Origin of the sequence: Micromonospora sp. CPCC 206060, assembly GCF_036906895.1 — a bacterium.
GTDB lineage: Bacteria > Actinomycetota > Actinomycetes > Mycobacteriales > Micromonosporaceae > Micromonospora.
In genome coordinates this window covers 1-25,049 of sequence record NZ_JBAKHU010000043.1, presented here as the reverse complement: position 1 = coordinate 25,049, position 25,049 = coordinate 1, and the positions used below count along the sequence as shown (strand labels likewise).

Annotated in this window: 10 protein-coding genes and 1 pseudogene; 6 read left to right on the top strand and 5 right to left on the bottom strand. The window is 70.8% G+C overall.

Annotation, left to right across the window (positions count from 1 at the left end; translation table 11 throughout):
- Window positions 1-7 precede the first annotated feature (7 nt).
- From V6U90_RS23005 to V6U90_RS22990, 4 genes are read right to left on the bottom strand one after another with little or no spacing between them, the layout of a single operon-like run.
- Window positions 8-1,171 (bottom strand): ABC transporter substrate-binding protein, encoded by a 1,164-nt coding sequence (locus V6U90_RS23005; protein ID WP_334440292.1) that lies wholly within the window; start codon window positions 1,169-1,171, stop codon window positions 8-10.
- A gap of 32 nt (window positions 1,172-1,203) precedes the next feature.
- Complete coding sequence (locus V6U90_RS23000; RefSeq protein WP_334440290.1) at window positions 1,204-2,025, bottom strand: ABC transporter permease; 822 nt, start codon at window positions 2,023-2,025, stop codon at window positions 1,204-1,206.
- Window positions 2,022-2,813, bottom strand: a complete 792-nt coding sequence (locus tag V6U90_RS22995; RefSeq protein WP_334440288.1) for an ABC transporter ATP-binding protein — start codon at window positions 2,811-2,813, stop codon at window positions 2,022-2,024. The genes V6U90_RS23000 and V6U90_RS22995 overlap by 4 nt, the downstream gene beginning before the upstream one ends.
- Window positions 2,814-2,851: 38 nt before the next feature.
- Window positions 2,852-3,805, bottom strand: a complete 954-nt coding sequence (locus V6U90_RS22990) for an ABC transporter permease (protein WP_334440285.1) — start codon at window positions 3,803-3,805, stop codon at window positions 2,852-2,854.
- Window positions 3,806-4,080: 275 nt separating this feature from the next.
- On the opposite strand from V6U90_RS22990, the gene V6U90_RS22985 reads away from it, so the two are divergent.
- The 6 genes and pseudogenes from V6U90_RS22985 to V6U90_RS22965 all read left to right on the top strand — a co-directional run bounded on the left by V6U90_RS22985 (window position 4,081) and on the right by V6U90_RS22965 (window position 10,161).
- The gene (locus tag V6U90_RS22985) at window positions 4,081-4,614 is read left to right on the top strand and encodes a YlcI/YnfO family protein (protein WP_334440283.1); all 534 of its coding nucleotides are present in this window, start codon (window positions 4,081-4,083) and stop codon (window positions 4,612-4,614) included.
- A gap of 76 nt (window positions 4,615-4,690) precedes the next feature.
- The gene (locus V6U90_RS22980; protein ID WP_334440281.1) at window positions 4,691-5,536 is read left to right on the top strand and encodes a DUF4097 family beta strand repeat-containing protein; all 846 of its coding nucleotides are present in this window, start codon (window positions 4,691-4,693) and stop codon (window positions 5,534-5,536) included.
- A gap of 30 nt (window positions 5,537-5,566) precedes the next feature.
- Window positions 5,567-6,526 (top strand): ATP-binding cassette domain-containing protein, encoded by a 960-nt coding sequence (locus V6U90_RS22975; protein ID WP_334440279.1) that lies wholly within the window; start codon window positions 5,567-5,569, stop codon window positions 6,524-6,526.
- Entirely contained in the window at window positions 6,523-7,356 is an 834-nt protein-coding gene (locus V6U90_RS22970; protein WP_334440276.1) for an ABC transporter permease, read from the top strand. The genes V6U90_RS22975 and V6U90_RS22970 overlap by 4 nt, the downstream gene beginning before the upstream one ends.
- A gap of 169 nt (window positions 7,357-7,525) precedes the next feature.
- Window positions 7,526-7,794, top strand: a pseudogene (locus V6U90_RS33980) (IS3-like element ISMyma8 family transposase); the annotation flags it as partial.
- A gap of 354 nt (window positions 7,795-8,148) precedes the next feature.
- Window positions 8,149-10,161 (top strand): Hsp70 family protein, encoded by a 2,013-nt coding sequence (locus V6U90_RS22965; RefSeq protein ID WP_334440273.1) that lies wholly within the window; start codon window positions 8,149-8,151, stop codon window positions 10,159-10,161.
- 44 nt (window positions 10,162-10,205) lie between these two features.
- Here the strand turns inward: V6U90_RS22965 and V6U90_RS22960 are convergent, their stop codons facing one another.
- Entirely contained in the window at window positions 10,206-24,827 is a 14,622-nt protein-coding gene (locus tag V6U90_RS22960; protein ID WP_334440265.1) for a toxin glutamine deamidase domain-containing protein, read from the bottom strand.
- Window positions 24,828-25,049: the final 222 nt, after the last annotated feature.

Genomic DNA, 25,049 nt, shown 5'->3' with positions numbered 1-25,049 from the left:
CCGGTCGCTAGTTCCCGCCCTCCGTGATCGTCACGGTCTGCGGTTTGTAGGAATCCCCGCGCACGTCGAAGCTGTCGGCCTTGAGTTCGTCGTTCGCGCGCTGCGACAGATCGGTGCGGAACGCGTCCTTGTCCGGCACGCCCTTCAACACGCCACCGTCGATCGCGATCTTGATCGTCTGGTCCCAGGCGGCCTGGTCCATCATTCCCACGCCGTTGGCCGAGGGCCAGATCAACTTGTTGATCTCGTTGAGCATCCAGGTCTGGTGCCCCTGCCCCAGGGCACTGCCGTTGTTGAGCACGACGTCGACACAGCCTGCCACGTCGTCGCGGCAGTAGCCCCAGCCACGGTAGGACGCCTTGAGGAACTTCACCGCGGTGTCCTGGTTGGCCTGCTCCCCCAGCCAGTCACCACGGGCGTAGATGCCGTCCTCCAGGCTGGTGTAGCCGGAGTCCTGGAGACTGATCACCGAGAAGTCCGACGGCTGGTAGAGCTTGCCGGTCTTCGGATTCTTGGTCTCCAGCAGCTGGGCGTACTCGTTGTAGGTCTTGGCCTGGGCGGCGTCGACCTCCCTCCGGAGCAGCAGCGACATGTCGAACGGCTGCTGGATGATCTCCGCGTCGCGCTTCGGGTCGACACCGGCGTCCTTCATCGCCGCGAACAGCACCAGCTCGTTGCCGTAGCCCCAGCTTCCGACCTTCTTTCCCTTGAGGTCGGCCAGCGCCTTGATACCGGAGTCGGCCCAGGCGACCTGGAGGTACGCGCCGCGCTGGAACACCTGGCCGATGTTCACCAGGTTCGCGCCCTGCGCCCTGGTCACCATCGTCTTGGTGACGTGGCTGACCGCGAACTCGGCGTTACCGGCGGAGAGCACCTGCTGAGGAACGATGTTGACGCCGCCCTCCTGGATCGTGACGTCGAGACACTCCTCGGCGTAGTAACCCTTCTCCTTGGCCGCGTAGTAGCCGGCGAACTGGGCCTGGGCGACCCACTGGAGTACGACCCGGACCTTGGTGGTCGACGCGCAGTTCTTGCCGGCCTCGGCTGCGGACGGGCTCGGGTCATCGGACATGCCACCGCACGCCGAGGTGGCGAGGAGGGCGGCGGTGAGGGCGGTGGCGATTACGGCGGGTCGGCCCTTCCGGGAGGTCCGCCAAATTTGCAGGGCCATTCTGACTCCAACAGATCGTGGTGGCCCGTGGCTCACGAGTCGCTGTCGTGCAGGGACTCGTGCCAGGGCATCAAGAGGCGTTCCAACAGGGACATGGCACCGAACATCAGCAGGCCGAGAGCGCTGGCGACGGCGATCCCCGCCCAGGCGAACTCGAAGCGGGGCAGGGCCGCCTGATAGGCGATGTACACCCCGAGAGCGTTGCTCGGTCCCCCGAAGTACTCGGTCACGATCACGCCGATCACGGCGAGCGTGGTGCCGAGCTTGAGCGCGTTGAACAGGTACGGCAACGCGTTGGGCAACCGCAGCATGAGCGCCACCTGTCGTGGCTTGGCCGCCAGCGATTGCATGATCTCCAGGTGCAGGGGTGAGACCTGGAGGAGCCCTCTGGTGGTGTTGACCAGGACCGGGAAGAAGACCATCACCGCGGCCACACCGGCCTTGGACATCGGATTGGTGACCCCGAACCAGTTGTTGAAGATCGGCGCGAGGGCCACGATCGGGGCGCAGTTGATGACGACGGCCGCGGTCAGCACCGGACCGGAGAGTCCCGGAAACCGGCTGAGCGCCAACGCCACCGTGACCCCCCCGACCGCGCCGAGGACCAGGCCGATGAGGACCTCCTGCACGGTGACCACCGACGCCGACATGATCGTGCCGAACTCGGCCACGAACGCCGTCGAGATGTCGGCCGGCGCCGGGACGATGAACGACGGGACGTCGAAGACGGTCACCAGCAGCTGCCACGAGCCGAGGATCACCAGCGCGGTGAGGACGACCGGGAGGGCCCGGCCGACCGCCGCCCGGGCTCCGGCGCCGGGCGAGGTGCCCCGCGCGATCCGCATCGTGCTCATCGGGCCGCCTGCTCGGCCGGGAGGCCGTGCAGCGCCGTACGGACCTCGGTGACCTTGGCGAAGAACGCCTCGGTGGTCCGGGTCGCCGCGGTCCGTGGGTACGGCAGGTCAACGTCGATGCTGGCGGCGATGCGTCCGGGACGCGCGGACATGACGGCGATCCGCGACGAGAGGAACACCGCCTCGGAGATGCTGTGCGTCACGAACACGACGGTGGTCCGGGTGTCCGACCAGATCCGCAGCAATTCGCCCTGCAACCGCTCGCGGTTCATCTCGTCGAGAGCACCCAACGGCTCGTCCATGAACAGGATCTCCGGGTCCGCCGACAACGCACGGGCGATCGCCACCCGCTGCTGCATGCCGCCGGACAGTTGCCAGGGGAAGTGCCGGGAGAAGTCGGAGAGCCGGACCAGTTCCAGCATCTCGTGGGCCTTGGCCCGCCGGGTCTGCTTGTCCACCCCGGCCACCTGCAAGGGCAGCTCCACGTTGCGCTGCACGGTACGCCACTCGAAGAGGCCGGCCTGCTGGAAGACCATCCCGTAGTCCCGGTCGGTCCGGGCCGCGCCCGGCGTCTTGCCGTTCAGCGACACCGTGCCGCTGGTCGGCTCGGTCAGGTCGGCCAGGATCCGCAGCAGGGTGCTCTTGCCGCAGCCACTCGGGCCCAGCAACGACACGAACTCGCCCCGGTTGATCGACAGGTCGATGTCCTGTAGCGCCGTCACCGTACGGTTCCCGCCGGTGAACTGCTTGTTGACTCCTCGCACGGAAATGATGGCGGCCTCAGACATCAGCATCTCTCCAGGTGTTGTTGAGGCGGAAGGAACGTTCACCGTGTGTGCCGGTGCCGGAGCGCCATGCGCTCGATGAGGGCCAGGGACTGCACGAACACGATGCCGGCCGCCGCCGCGACCAGTACGGCCGCGTACAACTTCTCCGGCCCGTTCGAGTAGTAGTAGGCGAAGGTGAGAATCGCCCGGCCGATACCCCGGCCGGTTCCTGCGGACAGCTCGCCCACGATGGCGCCCACCACGCTCGCGGTGGCCGCGAGCCGGAGCCCGGCGAACACGAACGGCAGGGCCGCCGGAACCCGGAGCCACCCCAGCACCTGCCAGCGGTTCGCGCCCACGCTGCGCATGAAGTCCAACTGGACCTTCGGCGGCGACGTCAGGCCGCGCAGGGCGTTGATGGTGACCGGGAAGAACGCGAGATAGGCGGCGATCCCGGTCACCGCCACCCACGGCGGTGCGCCGGCCTTCCCGCTCCAGATCACGATCATCGGTGCGATCGCCACCAGGGGAACCGTCTGCGACGCCACCAGCCAGGGCATCAACCCCTTGTTGAGCGGGACCACGTGCAGGAAGAGGACCGCCAGCACCAGTCCCAGTGACGAGCCGGCCACCAGTCCGTAGAACGCCTCGCGGAGCGTCACACTGGTCTCGCCGGCGAGGTAGCTGCCCAACGACATCGGGTCGCCCCGCCGGGCCGGCTCGACCAGGGCGCCGAGGATCGACCAGACGTGCGGCATCGAGAGATCGTCGGTGGCAACCGGGAAGGAGACCCGGGTACCGGGTACGACGTCACCGACGGCACGCCCCAGCGCCTTGTAGCCCTCCCACATGCTGGCGAGCACCGCCACGACCAGCACGGCCCCGGCAGCGTTCAGCACGCGATTCTTCGCGGCGGACACCCGCCCGGGTCGGCGCGGCGTCGCTCGTTTCACCTGTCCGGCCGGTTCGGCCTCAACGTCCACCGAGGAGGTGGCAGTTCTTGTCGCAGTCATGCAGGCACTCTCCGAAATCCCTCGGAAGCGTCGTCCGGCGTCGGATCCGTCGGCCATCCTGCCGATCGGATCACTGAGTGAACTGGTGGTTCACCATAGGAGCGTGACTGAGGCCACGTCAACGGTTTGCCCAGGACATCGGATTCTGATCTGAACGCTGACCACTGACCCCCGCCACCTGCGGAGCCGCCGTCCGGATCAGGCGGCGCCAAACATGACACCTCTGTGAGCCAACATGGCTTGCTTATGTGCCATCTGTGTGCCACATTGGCACCATGGACTTGACCTCGTATGTGAGCAACCTCGGGCGTGAGTTCGCCACGCTCGCCGAAGCCGGCGGTGAGGAGGCGCGCACACTGGTCGAGCGCCTGACCGGGTCGCTCGAGTCGGCGATCCGGATGACGCTGCTGGACGCGCTGTCGGCCGCCGCCGACGAGATCACCCGGGACCTGGCTCCGGGTTCGGTGGAGCTGCGCCTGCGTGGACGCGAACCGCACTTCGTCGTGACCGCGCCACCCGCCGAGCCGCTCGGCCTCGCCACCGAGGACGCTGCGGCGAGGGTCGACGGCGCGCCGGACAGCGATCTGCTGATCGCCGAGGACGGCCCCGCCGCGCGGATCAACGTACGCCTGCCCGAGCAGCTCAAGGCCGCGATCGAGGAGGCCGCAGCCAAGGAGGGGCGCTCGGTCAACGCCTGGCTGGTCCGGGCGGCCGCCGCCGGCCTACAGCGCGCGGACCGCGATCAGCGTCCCGAGCTACGCGGCAGCGGGAAACGCACCCAGCAGCGCTTCACCGGCTGGGTGCGCTAGCCGCACCGCACGCTTTCCGCACACCACGTCCCCGACCTGCGGGGACGGCTCACCTACCCATGATGCGGGGACAACCATGCCAACTTACGAGACGCCCGAACCGATTTCCGTCACGCTCGAACTCGGCGTCGGCGACGTGCGGATCGCCGCGAGCGACCGGACCGACACCGTCGTCGAGGTCCGCCCGAGCGACGAAGCCGACGAGTCCGACGTGAAAGCCGCCCAGCAGGTCCGTGTCGACTACACCAACGGCACGCTGCGAGTCACCGGTCCGAAGGCGCGCGTTTTCGACTTCTCCCGCCAGACCAGGTCGGTCGACGTGTCCATCGAACTGCCCAGCGGCTCGCAGGTGTCCGCCGAGATGCAGGCAGGCGACTACCGCTGCGCCGGCCGGCTCGGGCAATGCCGGCTCAAAACCTCCGCCGGGGACATCTGGCTCGAACGAACCGGCCCGCTGCGCCTGGACACCTCGGCCGGTCACATCACCGCCGACGAGGTCACCGGCAACGCCGAGATCTCCACCGGCTCCGGCAAGATCCAGATCGGCGAGGTCGAAGGCACCGCGGTGATCAGGAACTCCAACGGCGACACCACGATCGACGTGGTCACCGGCGACCTACGAGTCCGCGCCGCCAACGGCGACATCCACATCGAACACGCCGGCGCCGGCGTCGATGCGAAAACCTCCAACGGCAGCATCCGCCTCGGCGAAGTGAACCGCGGCTCGATCATCCTCGGCACCGCCATGGGCAACCTGGACGTCGGCATCGCCGAAGGCACCGCCGCCTGGCTCGAGGTCAACACCGGGTTCGGCCACGTACGCAACCTGCTGAACAACACCACCCGACCCGACGACACCGACCAGACCGTCGAGATCCGCGGCCGAACCTCCTACGGCGACATCACCATCCACCGCTCCTGATCCACTTCTGGCCCTGGAGAAAAGGTAACCATGACCATCACGCAATCCCGGCCGGCGATCGCCGCGACCGGGCTACGAAAATCGTTCGGCGACCAAGTCGTGCTCGACGGTCTCGATCTGAACGTGCCACGGGGAACGGTCTTCTCGCTGCTGGGCGCGAACGGCGCCGGAAAGACCACCACCGTCAAGATCCTGTCCACTTTGCTCAGTGCCGACGCCGGTGACGCCCAGGTCGCCGGGCACGATCTCGTCCGCGAACCGGACGCGGTGCGCGCCGCGATCGGTGTCACCGGTCAGTTCTCCGCGGTGGACAACCTGCTCACCGGCGAGGAGAACCTGCTGCTGATGGCAGATCTGCACCACCTCGCCCGGGGCGAAGGCCGGCGGCGCGCCGCCCAACTGCTCGAACAGTTCGACCTGACCGAGGCGGCCAGGAAGCCGGCGTTGGCCTACTCCGGGGGCATGCGGCGGCGGCTCGACCTGGCGATGACCCTGGTCGGCAGCCCGCAAGTGATCTTCCTCGACGAGCCGACCACCGGGCTGGACCCGCGCAGCCGCCGGGACATGTGGCAGATCGTCCGGGACCTGGTGGCCGGCGGCGTCACCATCTTCCTGACCACGCAGTACCTGGAGGAGGCCGACGAGCTGGCGGACCGGATCGCGGTCCTCGACCGCGGCCGGGTGGTCGCCGAGGGAACCGCGGAGGAGCTGAAGCGCCGCATCCCCGGTGGACACGTTCGCCTACGGTTCGCCGACCCGCAGGGCCTCGACGCGGCCATGGGCGTGCTGGGTGAGGCCTCGCGCGACAACGACGCCCTCGCCCTGCGGGTGCCCAGCGATGGCAGCCTTCGCTCGCTGAAGACCCTGATCGGCCGGCTCGACGACCGGGCCATCGAGGTCGACGAACTGTCCGTGCACACCCCCGATCTCGACGACGTCTTCCTCGCCCTCACCGGCAACTCCACCAACGAGAAGGTGACCACCCGATGAGCACCCCCGCCCTCACCGGCCCGGCTCCGGCAAGCCTCCGTTTCCATCCGCTACGCGACTCGGCGACGATGCTGCGCCGCAACCTCAAGCGCATGCTGCGGTACCCGTCGATGACCGTGACGCTCGTCGGGATGCCCGTCGTCTTCCTGCTGCTGTTCGTCTACGTGCTGGGCGGCACGCTGGGCGCCGGGCTCGGCGGGACGGTACCCAGCGGCGCAGCCGACGGGCGCGCCGCGTACGTCAACTACGTGGCGCCCGCGATCATCCTGATGACCGTGACGGCCACGGTCCAGGGGACCGCGATCTCGATCGCCATGGACATGACCGAAGGCATCATCACCCGGTTCCGCACCATGCACATCGCCCGCGTCTCGGTGCTGACCGGACACGTCCTGGGCAGCATGATCCAGGCGGTGTTCAGCCTGGCGATCGTGATCGGCGTGGCGCTGCTGGTCGGCTTCCGGCCCACGGCCGGGCCGGGCGCGTGGCTGGCCACGGCCGGTTTCCTGGTGGCGGTGACCTTCGCGCTCGTCTGGTTGTCCGTCGCGCTCGGCCAGGTGAGCAAGAGCGTCGAGACCGCGAGCAACCTGCCCATGCCCCTTGTTCTGCTGCCCTTCCTCGGCAGCGGGTTCGTCCCCACCGACTCCATGCCGGCCGGTCTGCGCTGGTTCGCCGAGTACCAGCCGTTCACGCCGATCATCGAAACCCTGCGCGGCCTGTTGATGGACAAGCCGATCGGGAACAACGCGTGGATCGCGCTCGCCTGGTGCGCCGTCATCGCGCTGGGCGGATACCTCTGGTCGAAACGACTGTTCAACCGCGAGTCCTGAGCCTGCCGCCTCTGCTCCCGAGACGGCCAGCGCCCTCGCTTGAGCACTCCCGCTCCCTCATCCCCCCTGCCGTGATGGCATCGCCATGCCCAAACCCGACGCCAGGAAGGGATAAAACGGATGAGCATCACCAAGAGCGCGGTTTGGTATCTTTCGCCCATCGTGGCCTGCCGGTCGGCTCAAGGACCTGGAGCGGGAGAATGCCCGGCTGAAAAAGATCGTCGTTGAGCATCTGCTCGACATCGACATGCTCAAGGAGTCGAACCGGGGAAACTGGTGAGTCCAGAGCGCCGTCGCCGTATCGTGAGCGTGCTGCCGCAGCACTTCGGAGTGTCCCAGCGCAGGGCCTGCCGGGTGGTCGGGCAGCACCGATCGGCCCAACTCCGGCCCGCCTCGACCCGTCGTGACGCCGATGAGGTGTTACGGGCCAGGTTGCGGCCAAACCGCTCCTCGCCCGCGAGGTCTGGGCCCTGCTACGCGCCCCCCACACGTCCGCCCTCGCTACTTGACCGCTATAGGAGCGTCAACGCCCTGATGAAGAACTTCTCCTCCAGCCTCAAGATCGAGTTGGGGTATCTCGCACCAGCAGGGCGTACGCGTGCGGAAGCCGAGAACGCGCTCTTCTCCGACAAGCCACCGCAACGTCCCTGGCTCGCCTCCCGATGACCAACACCGACGATCTTGTGATCCCTGGAAACAGCGGCGTATCTTGGTGGCGCGGTTACGGCCAACGATGACGTTTGCACGGTAGCGGCGGCCGGGCTCGGCGAGGGGATCCTGAGTATGTACAGCATGGGTATCGACCTGGGCACCAGCTTTACCGCCGCAGCGACCGCCTCCGCCGGGACCGTGAACATGGTGCCGCTGGCCGGGCAGGCGATCGTCACCCCATCGGTCGCCTATCTCGACGAGAAGGGCGCGCTGCTGAGCGGTGAGGCGGCCGACCGCCTCGGTCTGCAGGACCCCAGCCGGGCGGCGCGGGAGTTCAAGCGCCGCCTCGGTGATCCCACCCCGGTGATCCTGGACGGGGCGCCGTACTCCCCCACCGCTCTGATGGCCGCCCTGCTCCGTTCCGTGCTGGACACCGTCAGCCAGGCACAGGGCGGCCCGCCCGAGCGGATCGTGCTGACCCACCCGGCGGTGTGGGGCCCGTACCGGCGCGAGCAGTTCGCCGCCATCCCGCACCTGGCCGGCCTGCCCCGCCCGCAGACCGAGCCGGGGTCCGGGGCCGGGTCGGACGGCCCGACCGTCATCACCACCACGGAGCCGGTGGCCGCGGCCACGTACTACTGCTCCACCCAGCCACTGCCCCCGGACGGTCTGCTGGCGGTCTACGACCTGGGCGGGGGCACATTCGATAGCGCGGTGGTACGCAACGGCCGAGACGGGCTGGAGATCATCGGTACCCCCGAGGGCATCGAATGGCTCGGCGGCGCCGACTTCGACCAGGCGATCGTGGACCACGTCGACCGCCAACTCGGCGGTGCGATCACCGCGCTGGACCCGACCGATCCCGGTACCACTTCGATCCTGGCCACCCTGCAGCGCGACTGCATGCTCGCGAAGGAGGCGCTGTCCACCCACGAGCAGGCCGAGATTACGGTGGCGCTGCCCGACGCGGTCCGGCACGTGACCGTGACTCGGGAAGCGTTCGAGCAGATGATCACGCCGCCCGTGGAAACCACCATCGAGACGTTCCGGCGGACTCTGACCGCCGCCGGCATCACCCTGCAGGACCTCACCGCCGTGCTTCTGGTCGGCGGATCGTCCCAGATCCCCCTGGTTACCCGGTTGCTGCGGGACACACTGCGGCGACCGATCATGATCAATACCCATCCGAAGCACGCGGTCGCGCTGGGCGCCGCGATGCTCAGCGCCGACGCCCGCACGGCGCGCCGCATCCCGGCGCCCCGGCGGCCCGAGCCCGACGCGCCGGCCACCACGGCGGCCCGAACCGGCGATCCACGCACGGCGGCCGGACGTGGCAGCGGCGCGCCCGCAGCCGTGGCCGCAGCCATAGGCACGCTGGCGCTTAAGGCGGGGCGCGGCGTGAAGCACCGGGCGCAGCCGCCGGCCAAGCCGGTAAGCCCGGTCAGCAGCCCTGCCGGGCACAAACCCCCGGCGGCCGTGCCGCCCCCGGCGCGGCAGCGGTGGTCACGGCTCGCGATCGCGCGCTTCGTCGTCGCCCTGGTCGTGATCTTCGGCCTGCTGGGCGTAGCGATCATCATCGAGACCAACGCCCCGAGCGACGGGCCGCAGGTGCCCAGCGCAACGTCCGGGACCAACACCCCGAGCGGTCGGCCGCAGGTGCCCAGCGCAACGCCCAGGACCAACACCCCGAGCGGCCAGCCGGTGCTCAAACTGGAGAACGTCCAGGTACGCAAACCGTCGAAGCTGACTGCGGTTCGCCCCGCGGAAAAAGGCGCTAAGCACTTCGTCGACCGGACGGTCACCCTCGTCAGCCTTCCCGACCCGCTCACCGGAGGAGTGCTGATCCCCGGCGCCAGCAACGACAAGCGACTGACCTCCCCGGCGGACTACCTGGTCTTCAATGTCGCGCGCGACGCCACCGTGTACGTCGCCTTCGACGGACGCGGAGCACCGGATGTGGACAACTGGTGGCCGGCGTGGTTAGACCAGCAGGGCTTCACACGCACTGACATGACCATCAAGAGCACCGACAGGGACCAGCCCGCCCTCATCGTGTTCGCCAAGAATGTGCCGGCAGGGCGCGTCACGCTCGGACCGAACGCGGCAACAAGCCAATTTTCCACCAGCTACATCACGGTCGTAACCGCTAGATAATAATTCCCTGACAAGGTCCCGAACTTCGCCGACCTCTCCCCCCTTCAAGAATCCAGCCCGACCGGCCGGGTCGACGGGATGGTGGTCACCGGTACCGTCGGCGCCTGCTCGCGCATGACGTAGAGGCCCCTCTCCACGTCCACGAGCAGGGTGCCGTGCGGACCGTAGATGACAGCAGTGACGTCGTAGCGGTACTGATGGAACGTCCGCTTCGCCTCCACGTTGCGCTCGTTGACCTCGCTCATCTCGGCCGCGTGGGCTTCGCCGTCCTCGCGACCGACACCGAAGCCGTCGCCGTTCCAGCCGAGCTTCTTGACGCCGCCGGTGGGAGCGCCACCCTGCGGGCCGAACGAGAACTCCCAGCCCGAGGACGAGTCGCCCTTGTTGATCGGGCCCGCCTCGTTCTGCTGGTATCGCCGGGCCTTCTGCTCGAAGGCCAGCGGTCGGCCATCCTTGTCGACATAGATCTCCGCCCGCCGGATGTCCAGCCCGAGAGTGACGCCGGCGCCCGGAACCTGGTAGCGGTGTTCGAGCAGCGGCTCGAGGCGAGATCGCAGCATCATCTCGGACGCGTGGTGCGCCATCAAGCGGTCGAAATCGCTGCCATCGTGCACGCCCGGCACTCGCCAGGCGTCGTCGGTGCTCAGGTCCAGGCCCTGACGCAGCCGCGGCGGTTGGGTGGTCAGCGCCGCCCAGCGTTCGAACTCCCGGGCCACCCGGTTCAGCCGCCACGGATGGACGTTGCGGTCACTGACCAGGTCGTCGTTCAACCGGGGCCGGTGGGGCCTGGGCTCCGCCCATCGAGGTGTCGGCTGGCCGGCGCCGGCCGGGGCCGGGGCCGGGTCCGGACCCTGCCAACTCCCCGGCTGTTCGGCCGTCGGTCGGGTCAGGTATCGCGGCACGATGAGCCGGACGTCCCCAGTGACCTGAATCTGCTCCTGCCAGCCGAGCCCGGGGAGGTTGTGCCAGAGGTCGCGGACCGACCGTTCCAGGTTCGGCTGCCAGAGGCCGGCGAGCCAGGCGCCACCGAACAGCACGTTGCGCACCGAGTCGAGCACGTACGTGACCGCCTGGGGCATCTCCGTGGTCAGCGTCATGTCGACGGTGAAGTCCAACGGGTACTCGACCTCGTGTGACTTCTTGGGTCCGGTCCGGAAGATGTCCTTGGACTCGGACTGCGTGCCGCGTTCACTGGACTCCGCGCTCTCGTGCCCGTAGTCACCATGCCCGCCGAGAACGCTGCCCTGGTCGTTCCACGCGCCACGGCCGGAGAAGTTGACGAGCCCACCCCACGACGATCCGAAGGTTTCCGTGTTGGACTGGGCGTCGTGCGTCTCCCCCCGCAGGGTGAGGCTGACCTGCTCTCGCGGGCGGTCGCTCGACTGTGCGGCGGACGGGGTGGCGCTGACCCGCACCCACAGGTATTGCGTGGTGTGGTACGGCGTGGGCACCGGGAACCAGCCGTACACGCCCTGGCCGGACAGCGGAAGATACTGCGGCTCCAGGTTGCGGGAGGAGAACCGCTTCACCAGCGCGCGCCGCAGGTGGTCGGGGATACTCTCGCCGGAGGCGAACAGGCCGCGTTCCCGCAGCCGTTGCAGGATCGTGTCCAGCACGGCGTTGGCCCGCAACCGCTCGGGGTGCCCCACGGCGGGCAACAGCTCAGGGTCGATGATCTCGCGCGATGGCGCCGGGTCGGCCGTTTGCGTCCGGGGACGGTGCAGCCTCAGATCCTCGGCCGCACGATCGGTCGCCAGGAGATCCACCGCGTCGTCGGCGTCCAGGTAGACGGGTGCGGTGGCCGTGGTCTCGCCGTCCTTGGTGCGCAGGGCGGTGACCTCGAAGACCACCTGCCCGTGATAGGCGTGGACGACGTCGTTGTAGGTGGCCCGGGTGATGTCGATGGCGCCGTAGTCCCTGCCGTCCGAGCCGCCGAACGACACCCCACCCTCGACGTACAGGCCGCCGCCGGCGCGGCCGCGCTCGTGGGCCTTGTCCGAGTTGCCGCTGTCCGAGTTGCCGCTGTCCGGGCCGCTCTTCTTCGCCATGGTCGCGTGGTTCAGGTACTGGCCCCCGACACCGGCCTTGCCGCCGAGGCTGAGCTCGTTGCTCGTCCCGGCGGCGTGACTGATCGCCGACTGCCGGTACTGCTCGAGTTCGACACCGTTCGCGCTGTCGATGCCGTCGCTGCTGTACTGGTATTCGAGACCCGCTGCGAAGAACCGCTCCCGGATCCGGACGGCCTGCTGGTACCCGTCATGGGCAGGCAGTTGCAGCTCCCACCCGTGCTCCTCGACCGCCTCCGGGAACCCGGCGGCCAGTTCCGAGCCGGCGCCGAGATCGAAGATCGCGTCGGGCCAGTTCATCGGCTCGTCGAACCACTCGTCGGGCAGGCCGTTCACCTGCTGGTACAGCCGCGCCGCGGTGGCGGGCAGCTCGGGCACGTACCGGAAGGCCGCGTACATGCCGGCGCTGCCCTGGACGTCCAACGGCAGGTGCGGCGGTCGGCCGGCCGGTGCCCACGCGGAGTCGGATCGCGGGTTCGCGCGGGTCACGCCCGCGCCGTCGAGCTGCGCCGGCGTGATGGCCCGCTCCTCGCCGGTGCGCGGATCACGCGGCACATGCTCGACCGGTACCGCGATGTGGGTCGCCACCTCGGCACCGCTCCCAGCACCGATCAACCAGGTCTCGCGGGGTCCCCAGCCGCTGTCCGTCTGCTCGCGGATCACCACCTCGAACGCCGTACGGTAGCGATGGTCGACGACGTCTCCGACGGTCTCGGTCCGGCGGTACTCCTGCACCACCTGGCTGAGCTCGTGCTCGCTCGACCGTGCGTGCTCCGCCGTGACGCCGAGCCGTGGGAAGAACACCCTCCCCTGGTGTTCCGTCCCGCTCTCCGGCGTCTGCTCGTTCCGGTCGGACTGCTCGATGGTGCCCACCGGGTTCGACACCCGGCCACCCAACCGGCCACTGACACTGCCCTCGGTCGACCGGGAAGCCGACGTGGTGGCTCCGGTCAACGCACGGGCATTGACCGTCATCGGGTATTCCGGACTGTCCAGCAGTTCCCTCCGGTGCTCGGTCACCAGGATCTGGTACCGCTCGCCGCCGACCCGCACGGTGAACTTCTTTCCGGCCTGCGTCCGCGTCGGATCGGCCTCCATCGCGGCCCGACCCACCTTCGCCAGGATGGTGCGGCGCGCCACGGCGCCGATGTCGGCGCGCCCCGACTTCTGTCGCAGCACCGACTGCACCAGGTCGGCGACCTGTTCTGCCCCGGGCATGTTCGCCGCGATCCCCAGACCCTGGCCGCGCCGCATCGCCAGCGCCAGCGGCTCGCGGGGCGCCGGGCCGGCGGGGGGCACGTAGGGCTGCCGCGCCTGCGGCGCCCAGAGCACCCGCGGCGACAACCGGACGGCGATCTCGTCTGCCGGTGTCGGCGCCGGTGCCAAGGTCGGGGCGGCCGGCGTGATCACCGCCCGCTGCCGCCCCGTGCCCGGCCCACCGAACTCCGGGGTGAAGACCGTCCCGAAGACGCTGCGCTCGAACTGCTGCGCCTCGCTCACCGGCACGCCCAGCTCCGCGACCACCCGCCGGGTCACCGGTGCCACCGGAGAATCGCCATGCGTGGTCACCGTGAGGTCGAACACCACCCGGTAACGCGCCTGGTCCTCCTTGCGGTTCAGCACCGTGTGGTTCAGGGCCTTGCCGCCCACCTCCAGCGCGGACTCGCGTTCGGACTCGCCACCGAAGCCGAACGAGAAGGCACCGGCCGTCTTGTCGGCGGCCTCCTCCCGGCCACTCGCGTCGGCCGCCGCGTGGGTCAGTCCGAGGACCACCGCGTCCACGTCGACGCCGGTGCCGCTCGTGTCCGACACCTCCTCGCCGGAGGTCGCGATCACCCCGAGGTCGTCCCGCACCGTGACACCCTCGGTGATCCCCGCCAGCTGCAACTCCCGCATGACCGCGGTCGTGGCGACGTAGCCGCGGAACCTGCCGACCGTGAGCCGCTCGTCGATCGTGTCCGTCATGTCCCCGTTCGACAGCACCCAGCGACTACGGTTGCGGGTCGTTCGCTCGTTGAGCAGTTGGCGGGTGACCTTCGCGGCGACGCCCGCCGCGGTCTCGGCCGGCAGGGCAGCCGTCAGTGCCTGGTGCCAGCCGGTCACGAGTGGGGTCAGGTCGATCGCGTTGAGCACGTCCCGGGCCTGCGACGTCGACCGTGCCGGTGGCCCGGGTGGCGACGGCGCGAGCGGGGCCGCCGGGTTCGGCGCGGCGCTGCCGTTGGCGTACAGGGTGGGCAGGGAGATGTCGAGGAGGCCGGTCTCGGCCGGCACCGACGCCCGTCCCCACTCGACGCCGTTCACGAAGACCTGGAAGGACACTCCGCTGGTGAACGACGTCGACTGGGTCACGAACATCTTCCGGCCCCAGATGACCCGGGTCTCCCGGGACATCGCCTGCTGGCGCTCGCTCTTGATCGACACAGAGGGGAGGTTCGCGATCAACCTGGACGCGTACCCGGTCGAGATGTCGAAGGTCTCCTCCAGCCCACCGTCGGCCTTCCGCCCGCTGGACACGGACGTGTCGTTGCCGACCTTGGTCGAGCCGAACGAGACTCCGTACACCCGCGTGCCTCCGGCATCCCCGGCGGGCGACGGTCGCGCACCGTACGGCACGGGACGGATCCACACCAGTCGCCCGCCCGCGCTGAGGGTCTCTCCGGAGAACAGCACCCGCTCCCAGCGCTCACGGTGTTCCTCGACGGCACGGGAATCCCCCGGATCCGGTGCCGTCAGCAGCCTGTGCAGCGCCGCCGACACCCGCGTGCGGATGGCTGCCTCCTGGTTGGCAGTGCCCAGGTCCAGCCGGTCGGTCGTGCCCATCTCGATGTCGTCGGCTCCCCCGGTCGGCCACCCAGACGGCAGGTCGTCCATCACCTGCACGACGGTCTCCGTCACCTGCTGCGGCGTCAGGTGCCGCACCGCCGAGACGCTCAGCTCACCGAGCGCACCGGTGGCGAAATACCACGGCGTCGCCGGCTCGAGGTCCCTGGCCGTCCCCGTGACCGCAGCCCGAGCCGCGTCGACTCGATCCCGCTCCCCGACCGCACGCTCCCAGGCCGTACGCGCATCGGACGCCGCATTCTGGGCGCGGTCGAACCGCCCCTGGTGCCGTGCGGCGTTCCGCTCCAGCCGGGTCCGTTCCGCCGTACGCGCCGCCGCGTCGACCGCGTCTCTCAGCTCGGCCTGACGCCACGTCTCCGCCTGGCGCTCCGCGTTGTCGGCGTCCCGCCGCTCCGCCTCCACGCGCTCGCGTTCCTCCTCGACCGCACGCAGGTCGGCCCGCTGCCGCTCGACCTCCTGCTGTCGCGCGGCCTCGTCCGCCCGTACCCGATCGGCCTCCGCCAACTCGGCTTCCCGCCGGCCCTCCTCCCACCGCCGCTGCGCCTGCTCGGCCAACTGGTCGTCGGCGCGCTGCTGGTCCTGCCAGGTCTTCGCCGCCCCCTCGGCCAGCTCGCGCTCCCGCGCGCGCCACTGCGCTGCCGCGGCGGCGGCCTGCCGTTGCTGCTCACGCTCCGCCGCCAGGTGTTCCTGCCCGGGGTCCTGATCCGCCAGCTGGCGACGCGCCTCCTCCTCCGCGGCCCGCGCCTCCTGCTCCTGGCGCCATTGCTCCTGCCGGTCAGCTTCCGCCCGCGCGGCATCGCGGACCGCGTTCCGGGCCGCCAGCGCCCGCTGTACGCCCTGCCACGTATCCCACCGCGCCTGCTCGTCCCTCCGGGCCTGTTCGCGTGCCGCCGCCCGCTCGCGTGCCTCCTGACCCGCCACCAGGCGCTGCGCCGCCCGGGTGGCTGCCTCCTGCCGGGCCACCTCCCGCTCACCGGCTCGCTGGTCCGCGAGCTGCTCGGCAGCCGCCCGCGCCGCGTTCCGCTGCCGGAATCGCTCCGCCGCCCGGTCCGCCGCCGCTGCCGCGCCGGCCCGCAACGCCGGTAGGCCGTCCGTCCACTGCTGTGCCGCCGTCCGCCAGTCCGCCTCCCGGCTGGCGGCGTCCTGCTCCAGCTCCTGCCGCGTCCGGTCGGCCGCCCGCACTGCCCGCTCCAGCAGCTGTCGCGTCGTCCCGCGCTGCCGTTCCAGCTCGGCGACCCGGTCCTGGGCCCTGGTAAGCCGCTCCCACGCCGCACGCTCCGCCGCCTGCGCGGCATCACCGCTGGCCGGCGTCCCATCGGCGTCGGTCGGGGTCTGCGTCGCGGGCACCGGTGGCACGGCCGCGCGGGCGTCGACCTCGCGCGCCACGGCCTCCCGCGCCGACGACAGCTCGCTCCGGGCCGCGGCGAGGTCACTCTCGACGGCAGCGGCCGTGTCGCGGATGCCGGCCAGCTCCTGGGTCAGCCGTTCGACCTCCGGCGTGCTCCCGGCTGGCGTCGCGTCCACGTCGCCACCCTCGACGATGCCGGCCGCCGTGGGTGACGCGGGGGCGATTCCCTCGCCGGCACCGGCCAGGTCCTTCCCTGCCGGAACCGTCGCGGTCGCGTCGTCTCCCGCCGTCGAGGGCGCCCGCGGAACACCCACCCCGTCGGTCGTCGCCACGAACCGCACCCGACCAGGTCGGGCGGGCCCCCGGGCCAGCCCACCCCGCTGACCATCGAGGAACACCACCTTCCCGTCATCGGTCCGCACCACGTTGACCGCGTGTGAGATCCGGTCACCCTCACCCGTCACCACCACCACACCACGGGCCCCCGGCTCCGCAGCCTTCATCACCTCCACCACCGCCGAGTAGTCGGCCACCTCCACCAACGGCCGGTCCGCGTACCGCTTCAGCCACGCCACCGGCAGGTACGCCTCCGGCGGCACCTGGTGCCCGACCCCGTCCGCCAACGACATGTCGGTGCCGATCGCCGCCAACACACAGTTCGTCGCCGAATCCCGCCTCCGCGAGTTCGGACTGTCCGGATCGTCAGCACGGCCCGGGTTCACACTGCCCAGCCACGGGAACCAGACCGACACCTCAGCCGGCGACAACTGACTCGGAAGCAACACGTCATCGCGTCCCGCCTCACCAGCCACATCCGCCGGAGAGTCCGACCCGCCCGCCTCGGAGTCATTCCCCGCGTCAACCGGCCCATCCGGCGCGCCGGGCAACCCCGCCGGCCCGCCAGCACCATCGGGTAGGGACCACAACCGCACCGTGTGGTCGTCACTGGCGGAGACCACCACCCGTCGGCCCGGCTCGCCCTGCAGCGACGTCACCGTCCGCACCCTGCCGGTGTGGCCCTCCAACGTCAGGAGCAGCGCACCGCTGTCCGCGTTCCAGACCCGCACCGTCCCGTGCGCGTCGGCGGTGGCCAACCGCCGGTCCGACCCCGCCTGCCACGACGTCACCGCCACCGCCCCGCCGGTGTGGCCCTCCAATGTCAGGAGGGGCGCACCGGTGACCGCGTTCCAGACCCGCACCGTCCCGTGCGCGTAGGCGGTGGCCAACCGCCGGTCCGACCCCGCCTGCCACGACGTCACCGCCACCACACCGCCGGCGTGGCCCTGCAACTCAAGGAGCGGCGCACCGGTGACCGCGTTCCAGACCCGCACCGTCCCGTCCCAACTGGCGGAAGCCAACCGCCAGTCCGACCCCGCCTGCCACGACGTCACCGCCCCCACCACACCGCCGGTGTGGCCCCGCAACGTCAGGAGCCGCGCACCGGTGACCGCGTCCCAGACCCGCACCGTCCCGTGCGCGTCGGCGGTGGCCAACCGCCGGTCCGACCCCGCCTGCCACGACGCCATCGCCCCCACGCCGCCGGTGTGGCCCCCCAACGTCAGGAGCCGCGCACCGGTGACCGCGTCCCAGACCAACACCGTCCCGTCGTCGCTGGCGGAGGCCACCCGTGGGCCCGACTCCCCCTGCCACGACCTCAGCGCCCACACCGGGCCGACGTGGCCCGCCAACGTCAGGAGCCGCGCACCACTGTCCGCATCCCAGATCAACACCGTCCCTTGCATGTCGGCAGTGGCCAACCGCCGGTCCGGCCCCGTCTGCCACGACGTCACCGCCACCACACCGTCGGTGTGGTCCGGCAACGTCAGGAGCGGCGCACCGGTGACCGCGTCCCAGACCCGTACCGTCCCGTCGTCGCTGGCGGAGGCCACCCGTGGGCCCGACTCCCCCTGCCACGACGTCACCGCCCACACCGGACCGTCGTGGCCCGCCAACGTCCGGCGCTCCACACCGTCGACGACGTCCGCCGATGATGGGTCAGCATCGGTGCGCACCTGTTCGAGGTGTTGGTCCAGCTCCGCGGCCGCTGTCTCGACCTGGCCGAGCCGGTCCCCCAGCCCCCCGAGCTCGGTCGCGGGCAACGATTCGACGTAGGCGTCCACGGTGCGCGGCATCCGCGCACGGCTGAGACCCTGCATCTCCTGGAGGTACCGGTCGGACAGCCCCGCCAGGACGGACCGCGCCGGGCTGTCGTCCTGACCGGGGGCGGTCATCTGCCGCAACACTCGGTCAGCGGCCTCCATACGCGCCGCGTGGCCGTCGGCAAGAGCCCCCCACCGCTCGAGCAGATCCGCACGCGCAGCGGCGACCTCGGCGGAATCCCCCACCGTCTGCTCACCCGAGCCGACCGCACCCTCCCCGGCCTGCCCCGGCACCACCGCCGCCGCCTGAACCGGCAACGACGGGATCTGCTCCTCCACCCACTGCCGCGCCAGGCCGAACGCGCTCACCGCGGAGAACAACTCCGCCCGCCACTGCTCGGACACCTCCGGCACCCGCCCCACCACACGCAGGTGGGGCACCGGCGGTGACACCCCAAGGGCTGCCAGCAGCTCGGGCACCTGCTCTGCCGCACCGTCCGCCGACCACAACAACGCCACGTCCTGGCCATGATCCGTCAGGAACCGGTCGAAGTCCGCCACCCCCAGACCCCGCACAGCGGACAGGTCAACAATCCGCCGACCATCTTCTCTCTGGACCCCCTCTGGCAGGTTCTCGTCCGGGTCTACAGGTCTCTCGGTCACCACCCGCCGGCCCGATGCCGTATAGAAGACCCAGGCACCCAGATACACCGCCCGCAACACGTACTGGACGGCCTCCGGCACCTCCCCCCCCGGTGTCACCACCGCGTCCCACACCCGATAGATCTCATCCTCGAACCGTTCCATCACCCCCTCGGCCATCACCCCGTCAACCCGCGCCAACGCCGCCGCCAGCCGCCGGCTGCGCTCGTCGCCGGCCCACCTCTCCAACCGCAGATCAGGCCGATCCGTCCCCACCGGGAGCGCACCCTCACCCGTCCACCCGCGCGTGAGCCCGACCAGCCGCTCACCCAACGCCACCAACTGATCAACCCGCTCACCCATCCGGCGCTGCCCGTCCACCCCCACCGCCGGATCACCCACCACATCGGGAAGCGCCGCCCTCAACTCCCCGACCCAACCCACCCCACCCGACGCCCCCACCGCCTCCGCGATCCCCTCCACCTCGGCCAACACACGGGTCCACCCCTCCGCCTCGACCAGATCCCGCGCCTCCCGAAGGCCCCCACCCACCGGATCACCGACGGCCAACTCATCCATCCGCACCGGCCACAGATCATCCTCAGCCGTATGCGTCAACACCACCGTCGACGTCCACCCACCGAACCCGTGCACCACCACATACACCGGCTCCCGCAACCCCGACCCCACCGACGGCAACGCACCATTCAGGAAGGCGAACATCGACGACACGACCGCCTTGGGATCGCCCGGATGCGGCCCCGGCACACCCACCACCAACACCCGCGCACCATCCGGCACCCACGCCGGCCCCGCATCCGGCACCCCCGCCGCCAGACTCTCCCCCAGAGCCGCCACCGCGATCTCCTCCGCGAGCAACTCCGCCTGCCGCAACTGCGTCACCCGCAAACCACGCTCCGACCGCACGCTCGGAAGGAACACCCAATCCCGGAAATGCGAGAACGCCAGCTGCCGCCACCGCCACCAATCCACATCAAAAGACAGGAGGTACGGCCCATGGTCAACGGGCAATCCCTCCAGCCTCCGACGGCCCCGATAAGCAAGATCAGCGTCCTCATTGATCGGATGCGCCTGGAACTCCCGCAACAACGCCGGGAACGTCTCCCGACCCGAGAAATCGACAGCGACCAACTCACGCGGAACCACTCCCGCGTCCGGGTACGCCATATGCTGCCCGAGGACCGCCACCGCCCCCGACTCGTCACGCGCTGCCCGCAACGCCGCGACCTCGACCAACGTCCGCGGCTGCACTTCAGGAACACCAGACGGGTCGGCACTGTACGGCGACAGCTCGATCACCGCCGCCTCCGGCACCGTTACCCCCAACCCACCATCAAGTAACCGCTCCGCCAGATCCAGCACGTCCTCATGCGCACGGTCCTCGAACGCCACCACCACCCGCCACACGGCATCACCCGCGGGCCGACGCCTCCCCGTCCTCGCCTCCCACGCCTCGGCATCCGTCACCGCCTGCTCCTGTGCCACCGCGGCAAGACGCTCCAGATCAACCCCGGCGCCCACACCCTCCGGATGCACCACCGCCCACCCACGACCCGACAGGTGAGCGACGGGAAGGTCCAGTGCGACGGTCCGGTCATGCCAGGGTGCGACACCGCCGTTCTCGTGAGGTCCGGACCCGGCCGGGGCCACGGTGACGTTGACGGAGAACGCCTCGGACAGCAGGTGTGGTAGCGCCCCCGTGAGGCGGGGAACCGACGTCCCCCGCGCATCCAGGGCCTGCCGCAACAACGCCCTGTCGTCCGGGGACAGGCCGGCCCTTCCTTGGTCGAGAACGTTGGTTCTGTCGACGAAGTGGTCGAACGAGTCGCGCAGGTGGTCGCGGACGGCGTCCGGTGTCCGCTCACCCAGCGACGCCGCGACCCCATCCCCCGTCCTGTCGAGGAACTGCGTGAACAACCGATCCCACACGTCCGACCGCAGCAGCCCGGCCGGCAGGGACGGCAACGGCACAGAACCCGACCCGTCCATCCCGGCCAGATCTGCTTCTTCCGGGACGATCACGGTCGTGTCGTCTGCCACCCTCGCCGGCGGGCGTGGGGTGCCCACACCGTCGGTGGTCGCCACGAACCGCACCCGACCAGGTCGGGCGGGGCCCCGGGCCAGCCCACCCCGCTGACCGTCGAGGAACACCACCTTCCCGTCATCGGTGCGCACCACGTTCACGGCATGGGAAACCCTGTCGCCCTCACCGGTCATCACCAGCACACCCCGGGCACCCGGCTCCGCCCCGGCCATCACCTCCACCACCGCGTCGTAGTCAGCCACCTCCACCAACGGCCGACCCTCCGCGTACCGCTGCAACCACACCACCGGCGACGGCACCTCAGGCGGCACCTGCCAACCCTCTCCGTCCGCCAACGACATGTCAGTACCAATCACCGCCAACACACAGTTCGTCGCAAACTGCTTTTCCCGGCCCCGGTACGGGTTCACCCCACCCAGCCACGGGAACCAGACCGACACCTCAGCCGGCGACAACTGACTCGGAAGCAACACGTCATCGCGTACCGCCTCACCAGCCACATCCGGTGGGGGTGGCGGCTGGTGTGGCGCGGTCGCCTGGCCGGGCAGCGACGATTCGTCCTGGATGCGCGGACGCACGTCACCGCGTACCGCGCCGGCCACGCCCGCCGAAGGGTCCGCCTCGACCGGCGGGGTCGACGTCGACGTGGTCCGCGCTGCCACGTCCACGTGGTGCGCGAGGGCCGACGGGTCACGGGGGCGGTCGGTCCCGTCCGGTGTCAGGACGATGTACCAGATGCCGTCCGGTCCGGCGTCCTCGCCGGCCCGGTCGTTGGCCCAGGTGCCGAGCATCCGCATGCTGCCGGTGTGGATCTGGTTGCGGGCGGGTTCGTACCAGTGCAGTTGCGTGGTGGGCAGGACCACCCCGGCGGCGGCCGTGGACCCGGCCACGGCCAGCACCCGGGCACCGGGGCGCTGATCGGCCGGCAGTTCACGGGTCGGCCGGCTCACGGTGAACCCGAGCCCGGGGACGGCGTCCAGCATGTCGGCGAGCATGTCGGCGAGCATGTCGGCGCGGTACTGCGGGGTGTACGCCAGCCAGGCGGCGGCCACGGCGTCGGGGCGGCCGGTCTCCACCGGTCCGGCCGGCGGGGTGCTGGTGGGCTCCGGCCAGGCCGTGGTGTCCAGGCCGTCGGCCAATGCTCGTAGGCCAGCGGTGTCAACCGGCGGGACGGCCTGGGTGACCCACCGGTGGGCCAGGTATCCCTGGTGTCGGTTCAGGTTCTCCACCAGGCCGGTCACCGCCGTGGCGAAGTCGTGCCGCGACTCGATCTCCGCCTCGTGCAGGATCTCCAGCCGGGAGTGCACGTCGGGCCGGCCCCGGTGGGCGGCCAGGTCGTCCTGGACGCGCTGCGGCAGCCGCCGCACGGCGTCGTCGAGGGTCTCCGGGCGGCCGGTGACGTCCAGCCGCACCATCTCTCCACCCGGATAGGCGAGGTACGGCGGCTCGGCGCTGGTGCCGCCGTTGACCCGCAGTTCGACCGGGACCGTCAGGGTCGCGGCGAGGTCCCGGGCCAGTTGTACCCGGTCCAGTTCGTGTACGGCGGTCTCGTCCGCCGGGGCGGTCGCGGCGTTGCCGGCCTGCCGGGTCGGGTCGGTGCTCAGCACCACGCGTGCCGGGAGCGTGCCGCCGTGCTGGGTGCGTACCGCGCGTTCCAGTTCCGGGACGACGGACCGGCCGTGGCCGGAGCGGGCGATCTCGGCCAACGCCCCGTCCACGTCCACGACCGGGGTGTCGCGCGGGACCGGCGGGACCGGCAATGCCATCGCGTCGACCTGATGTTGCGCCACGTCCCGGGCGGCCACGCGGGCGGTCCTGGCCTCGTCGAGCACCCGGACGGTGTTGGTGTACGCCTGCGCGGCGATGTCGCGGGCCCGGAACTCCTCGTTCGCGGTCTCGGCCTGCCGGCGCAGGTCCGGCAGCTCCGAGCGGACCCGGTCGAGGTGCTGTCCGGCGTCCCGGAGGTCGCTGGTGGCCTTGTCCAGCGCCGTCCGGGCCGCGTCCAGTTCCCGCCGCGCCTGGTCGAGCTCTGCCTGGGCGGCGGCCAGCCGCTGCTCGTCCTGACTGGTTGCGGGGTCGTCGACCGCCTGCCGGGCCGCTGACTCCAGCTCGATCCGCTGGGCCATTTCCGCTTCCAGGACCGGCATCGCACGGTTGAGGTCGCCGATCTTCCGCTCGAGCCGGGCACGTTCGCCTTCGGCGGCGGTGACGGCGTTCCTGGCGGCGTCGAGCGACGCCTCCGCGGTGTCCCGAGCGTCCTGCGCGACCTGTTCGTTCCGGCGCGCCTGGCCGAGGTCGTCGACGGTGCGCTGGAGTTCCTGGGTGGCCTCCTGGAGGCGCTGCCGCATGGCCTGCCGCGGGGCGTCCGGAGCGTCCGGGGCCGGATCGGGATCCTGTGTCGTGGTGTACAGCCGGTCGGCGAGGTGGCGTAGTGCCGGCCCGCGGGCGCCGGTGGCGTTGGCACCGAGGTTGCGGATCGTCTCGGCCCACTGTTGCCGCTGCTGCACGGAGAGGGTGTGGCGCGCCTCCTGCACCAGCGTGGTGACGGCGGCATCGGAGACGTTCAGGCTGGCGAGCGCATCGGCGGTCAGCTGCAGGATCGCCGCGTCCACGGCGTCGACCGGGCCGGGCAGGGCGGCGCCCAGGTAGGCGGCCAGGTTCCCGAGGGCCGACACGGCGGCCGGGTCGGCCAGGTCCGGCCGGGCCAGCAAATCCATCAGTATTTTCTGCCGCCAGGTCAGCGCCCCGGGTGTCGGGGCCGCCGCCGGTGAAATGAGGCCGATCAGGTACCGGTACCCGTCCTCGACGCGGCCGTACCGGGCCAGGGTGAGCAGCGCGACATGGGCGGCGAGCTCGTCGTCGTGGGGCAGCTCCGCCTGCCGGATTTGAAGCTCCCTGTGCACCCGGTCGGAGAGCAGGTCCGCCCGGTGTGTGTCGAGGAAGTCGCGGGAGCGGTCCCAGTTGCCGAGGGCGAGCCACTGGTCGAGGGCTGCGGATACTGCGGGCATCGGGTGGTGCACGACGTGGGCCGGCGGCGGAGGGGTGGCCGCCGCCAGTGGGGTGGCCGCCACCGTCCCGGCCCAGACGCCAGCCGCTGGGGGCAGCGCCGGGATCAGGTCGTCGAGAGTGGAGACGTTCCGCCACGCCTGGGCCAGGGCGGTCACGGTCGTCCCGGACGCGGTCAGCCTGGCGGCGGCGTCCGGTGCCAGGTTGTCGAGCAGGTCGATGTTGTGGTACAGCATCCGCTCGTTGACGTCGAGGGCGTCACGTAGCGCCGCCACGTCGTCGCGGCCGGGTGCCGTGGGGGGCAGCCGGTCGGCCAGGGCTTGCAGGGTTTCCGACCAGTTCTGTTGGGGGTTGATGGTCCACGCGGCGGAGGCGATGGCCCGGAAGGTGTCCAGTGGTCCGACGGCCGGGTCGAGGATGTCGGCCACGGCCCGCAGGATGCCCGCGTCGGAGACGGCCTCCCGCTCCGGCCGGGGCTGGGTCACCCGCGGGTCGGCGTCGATGAGATCCGCCAGCGCCCGCAGCCCGGCCGGGGCGGCCGGGGCGATCGGGGCGGTCGGGTCGATCGGGGCCACCTCGGCCACCGCGTCGGCGAGCACGCGGTGGCGGGCCGCTGCGTCGGCCGCGTCGAGGTAGTCGAAGGCGGCCGTCAGTTGTCCGGCGCGGATCGCGTCGAGCAGGGCCTGGTGCCGGTCGAGTACCGGATCGCCGGGCGGTGCCGGGGTCGCGTCGGGCTGGGCCGGCTGGGCCGGGGGTGGCGCCGGCCGGGCCTGCTGCTGGTCCTGCGTCAGCCGCGTCGCGGTCGGGTCGGCGCGCAGCAC

Excerpts from the sequence above, each read along its gene's own strand:
- V6U90_RS22975 (WP_334440279.1), top strand. The coding sequence starts at position 5,567 with ATGACCATCACGCAATCCCGGCCGGCGATCGCCGCGACCGGGCTACGA.
- V6U90_RS22990 (WP_334440285.1), bottom strand. The coding sequence starts at position 3,805 with ATGACTGCGACAAGAACTGCCACCTCCTCGGTGGACGTTGAGGCCGAA.
- V6U90_RS22985 (WP_334440283.1), top strand. The coding sequence starts at position 4,081 with ATGGACTTGACCTCGTATGTGAGCAACCTCGGGCGTGAGTTCGCCACG.
- V6U90_RS22965 (WP_334440273.1), top strand. The coding sequence starts at position 8,149 with ATGGGTATCGACCTGGGCACCAGCTTTACCGCCGCAGCGACCGCCTCC.
- V6U90_RS23000 (WP_334440290.1), bottom strand. The coding sequence starts at position 2,025 with ATGAGCACGATGCGGATCGCGCGGGGCACCTCGCCCGGCGCCGGAGCC.
- V6U90_RS23005 (WP_334440292.1), bottom strand. The coding sequence starts at position 1,171 with ATGGCCCTGCAAATTTGGCGGACCTCCCGGAAGGGCCGACCCGCCGTA.
- V6U90_RS22995 (WP_334440288.1), bottom strand. The coding sequence starts at position 2,813 with ATGTCTGAGGCCGCCATCATTTCCGTGCGAGGAGTCAACAAGCAGTTC.
- V6U90_RS22970 (WP_334440276.1), top strand. The coding sequence starts at position 6,523 with ATGAGCACCCCCGCCCTCACCGGCCCGGCTCCGGCAAGCCTCCGTTTC.
- V6U90_RS22980 (WP_334440281.1), top strand. The coding sequence starts at position 4,691 with ATGCCAACTTACGAGACGCCCGAACCGATTTCCGTCACGCTCGAACTC.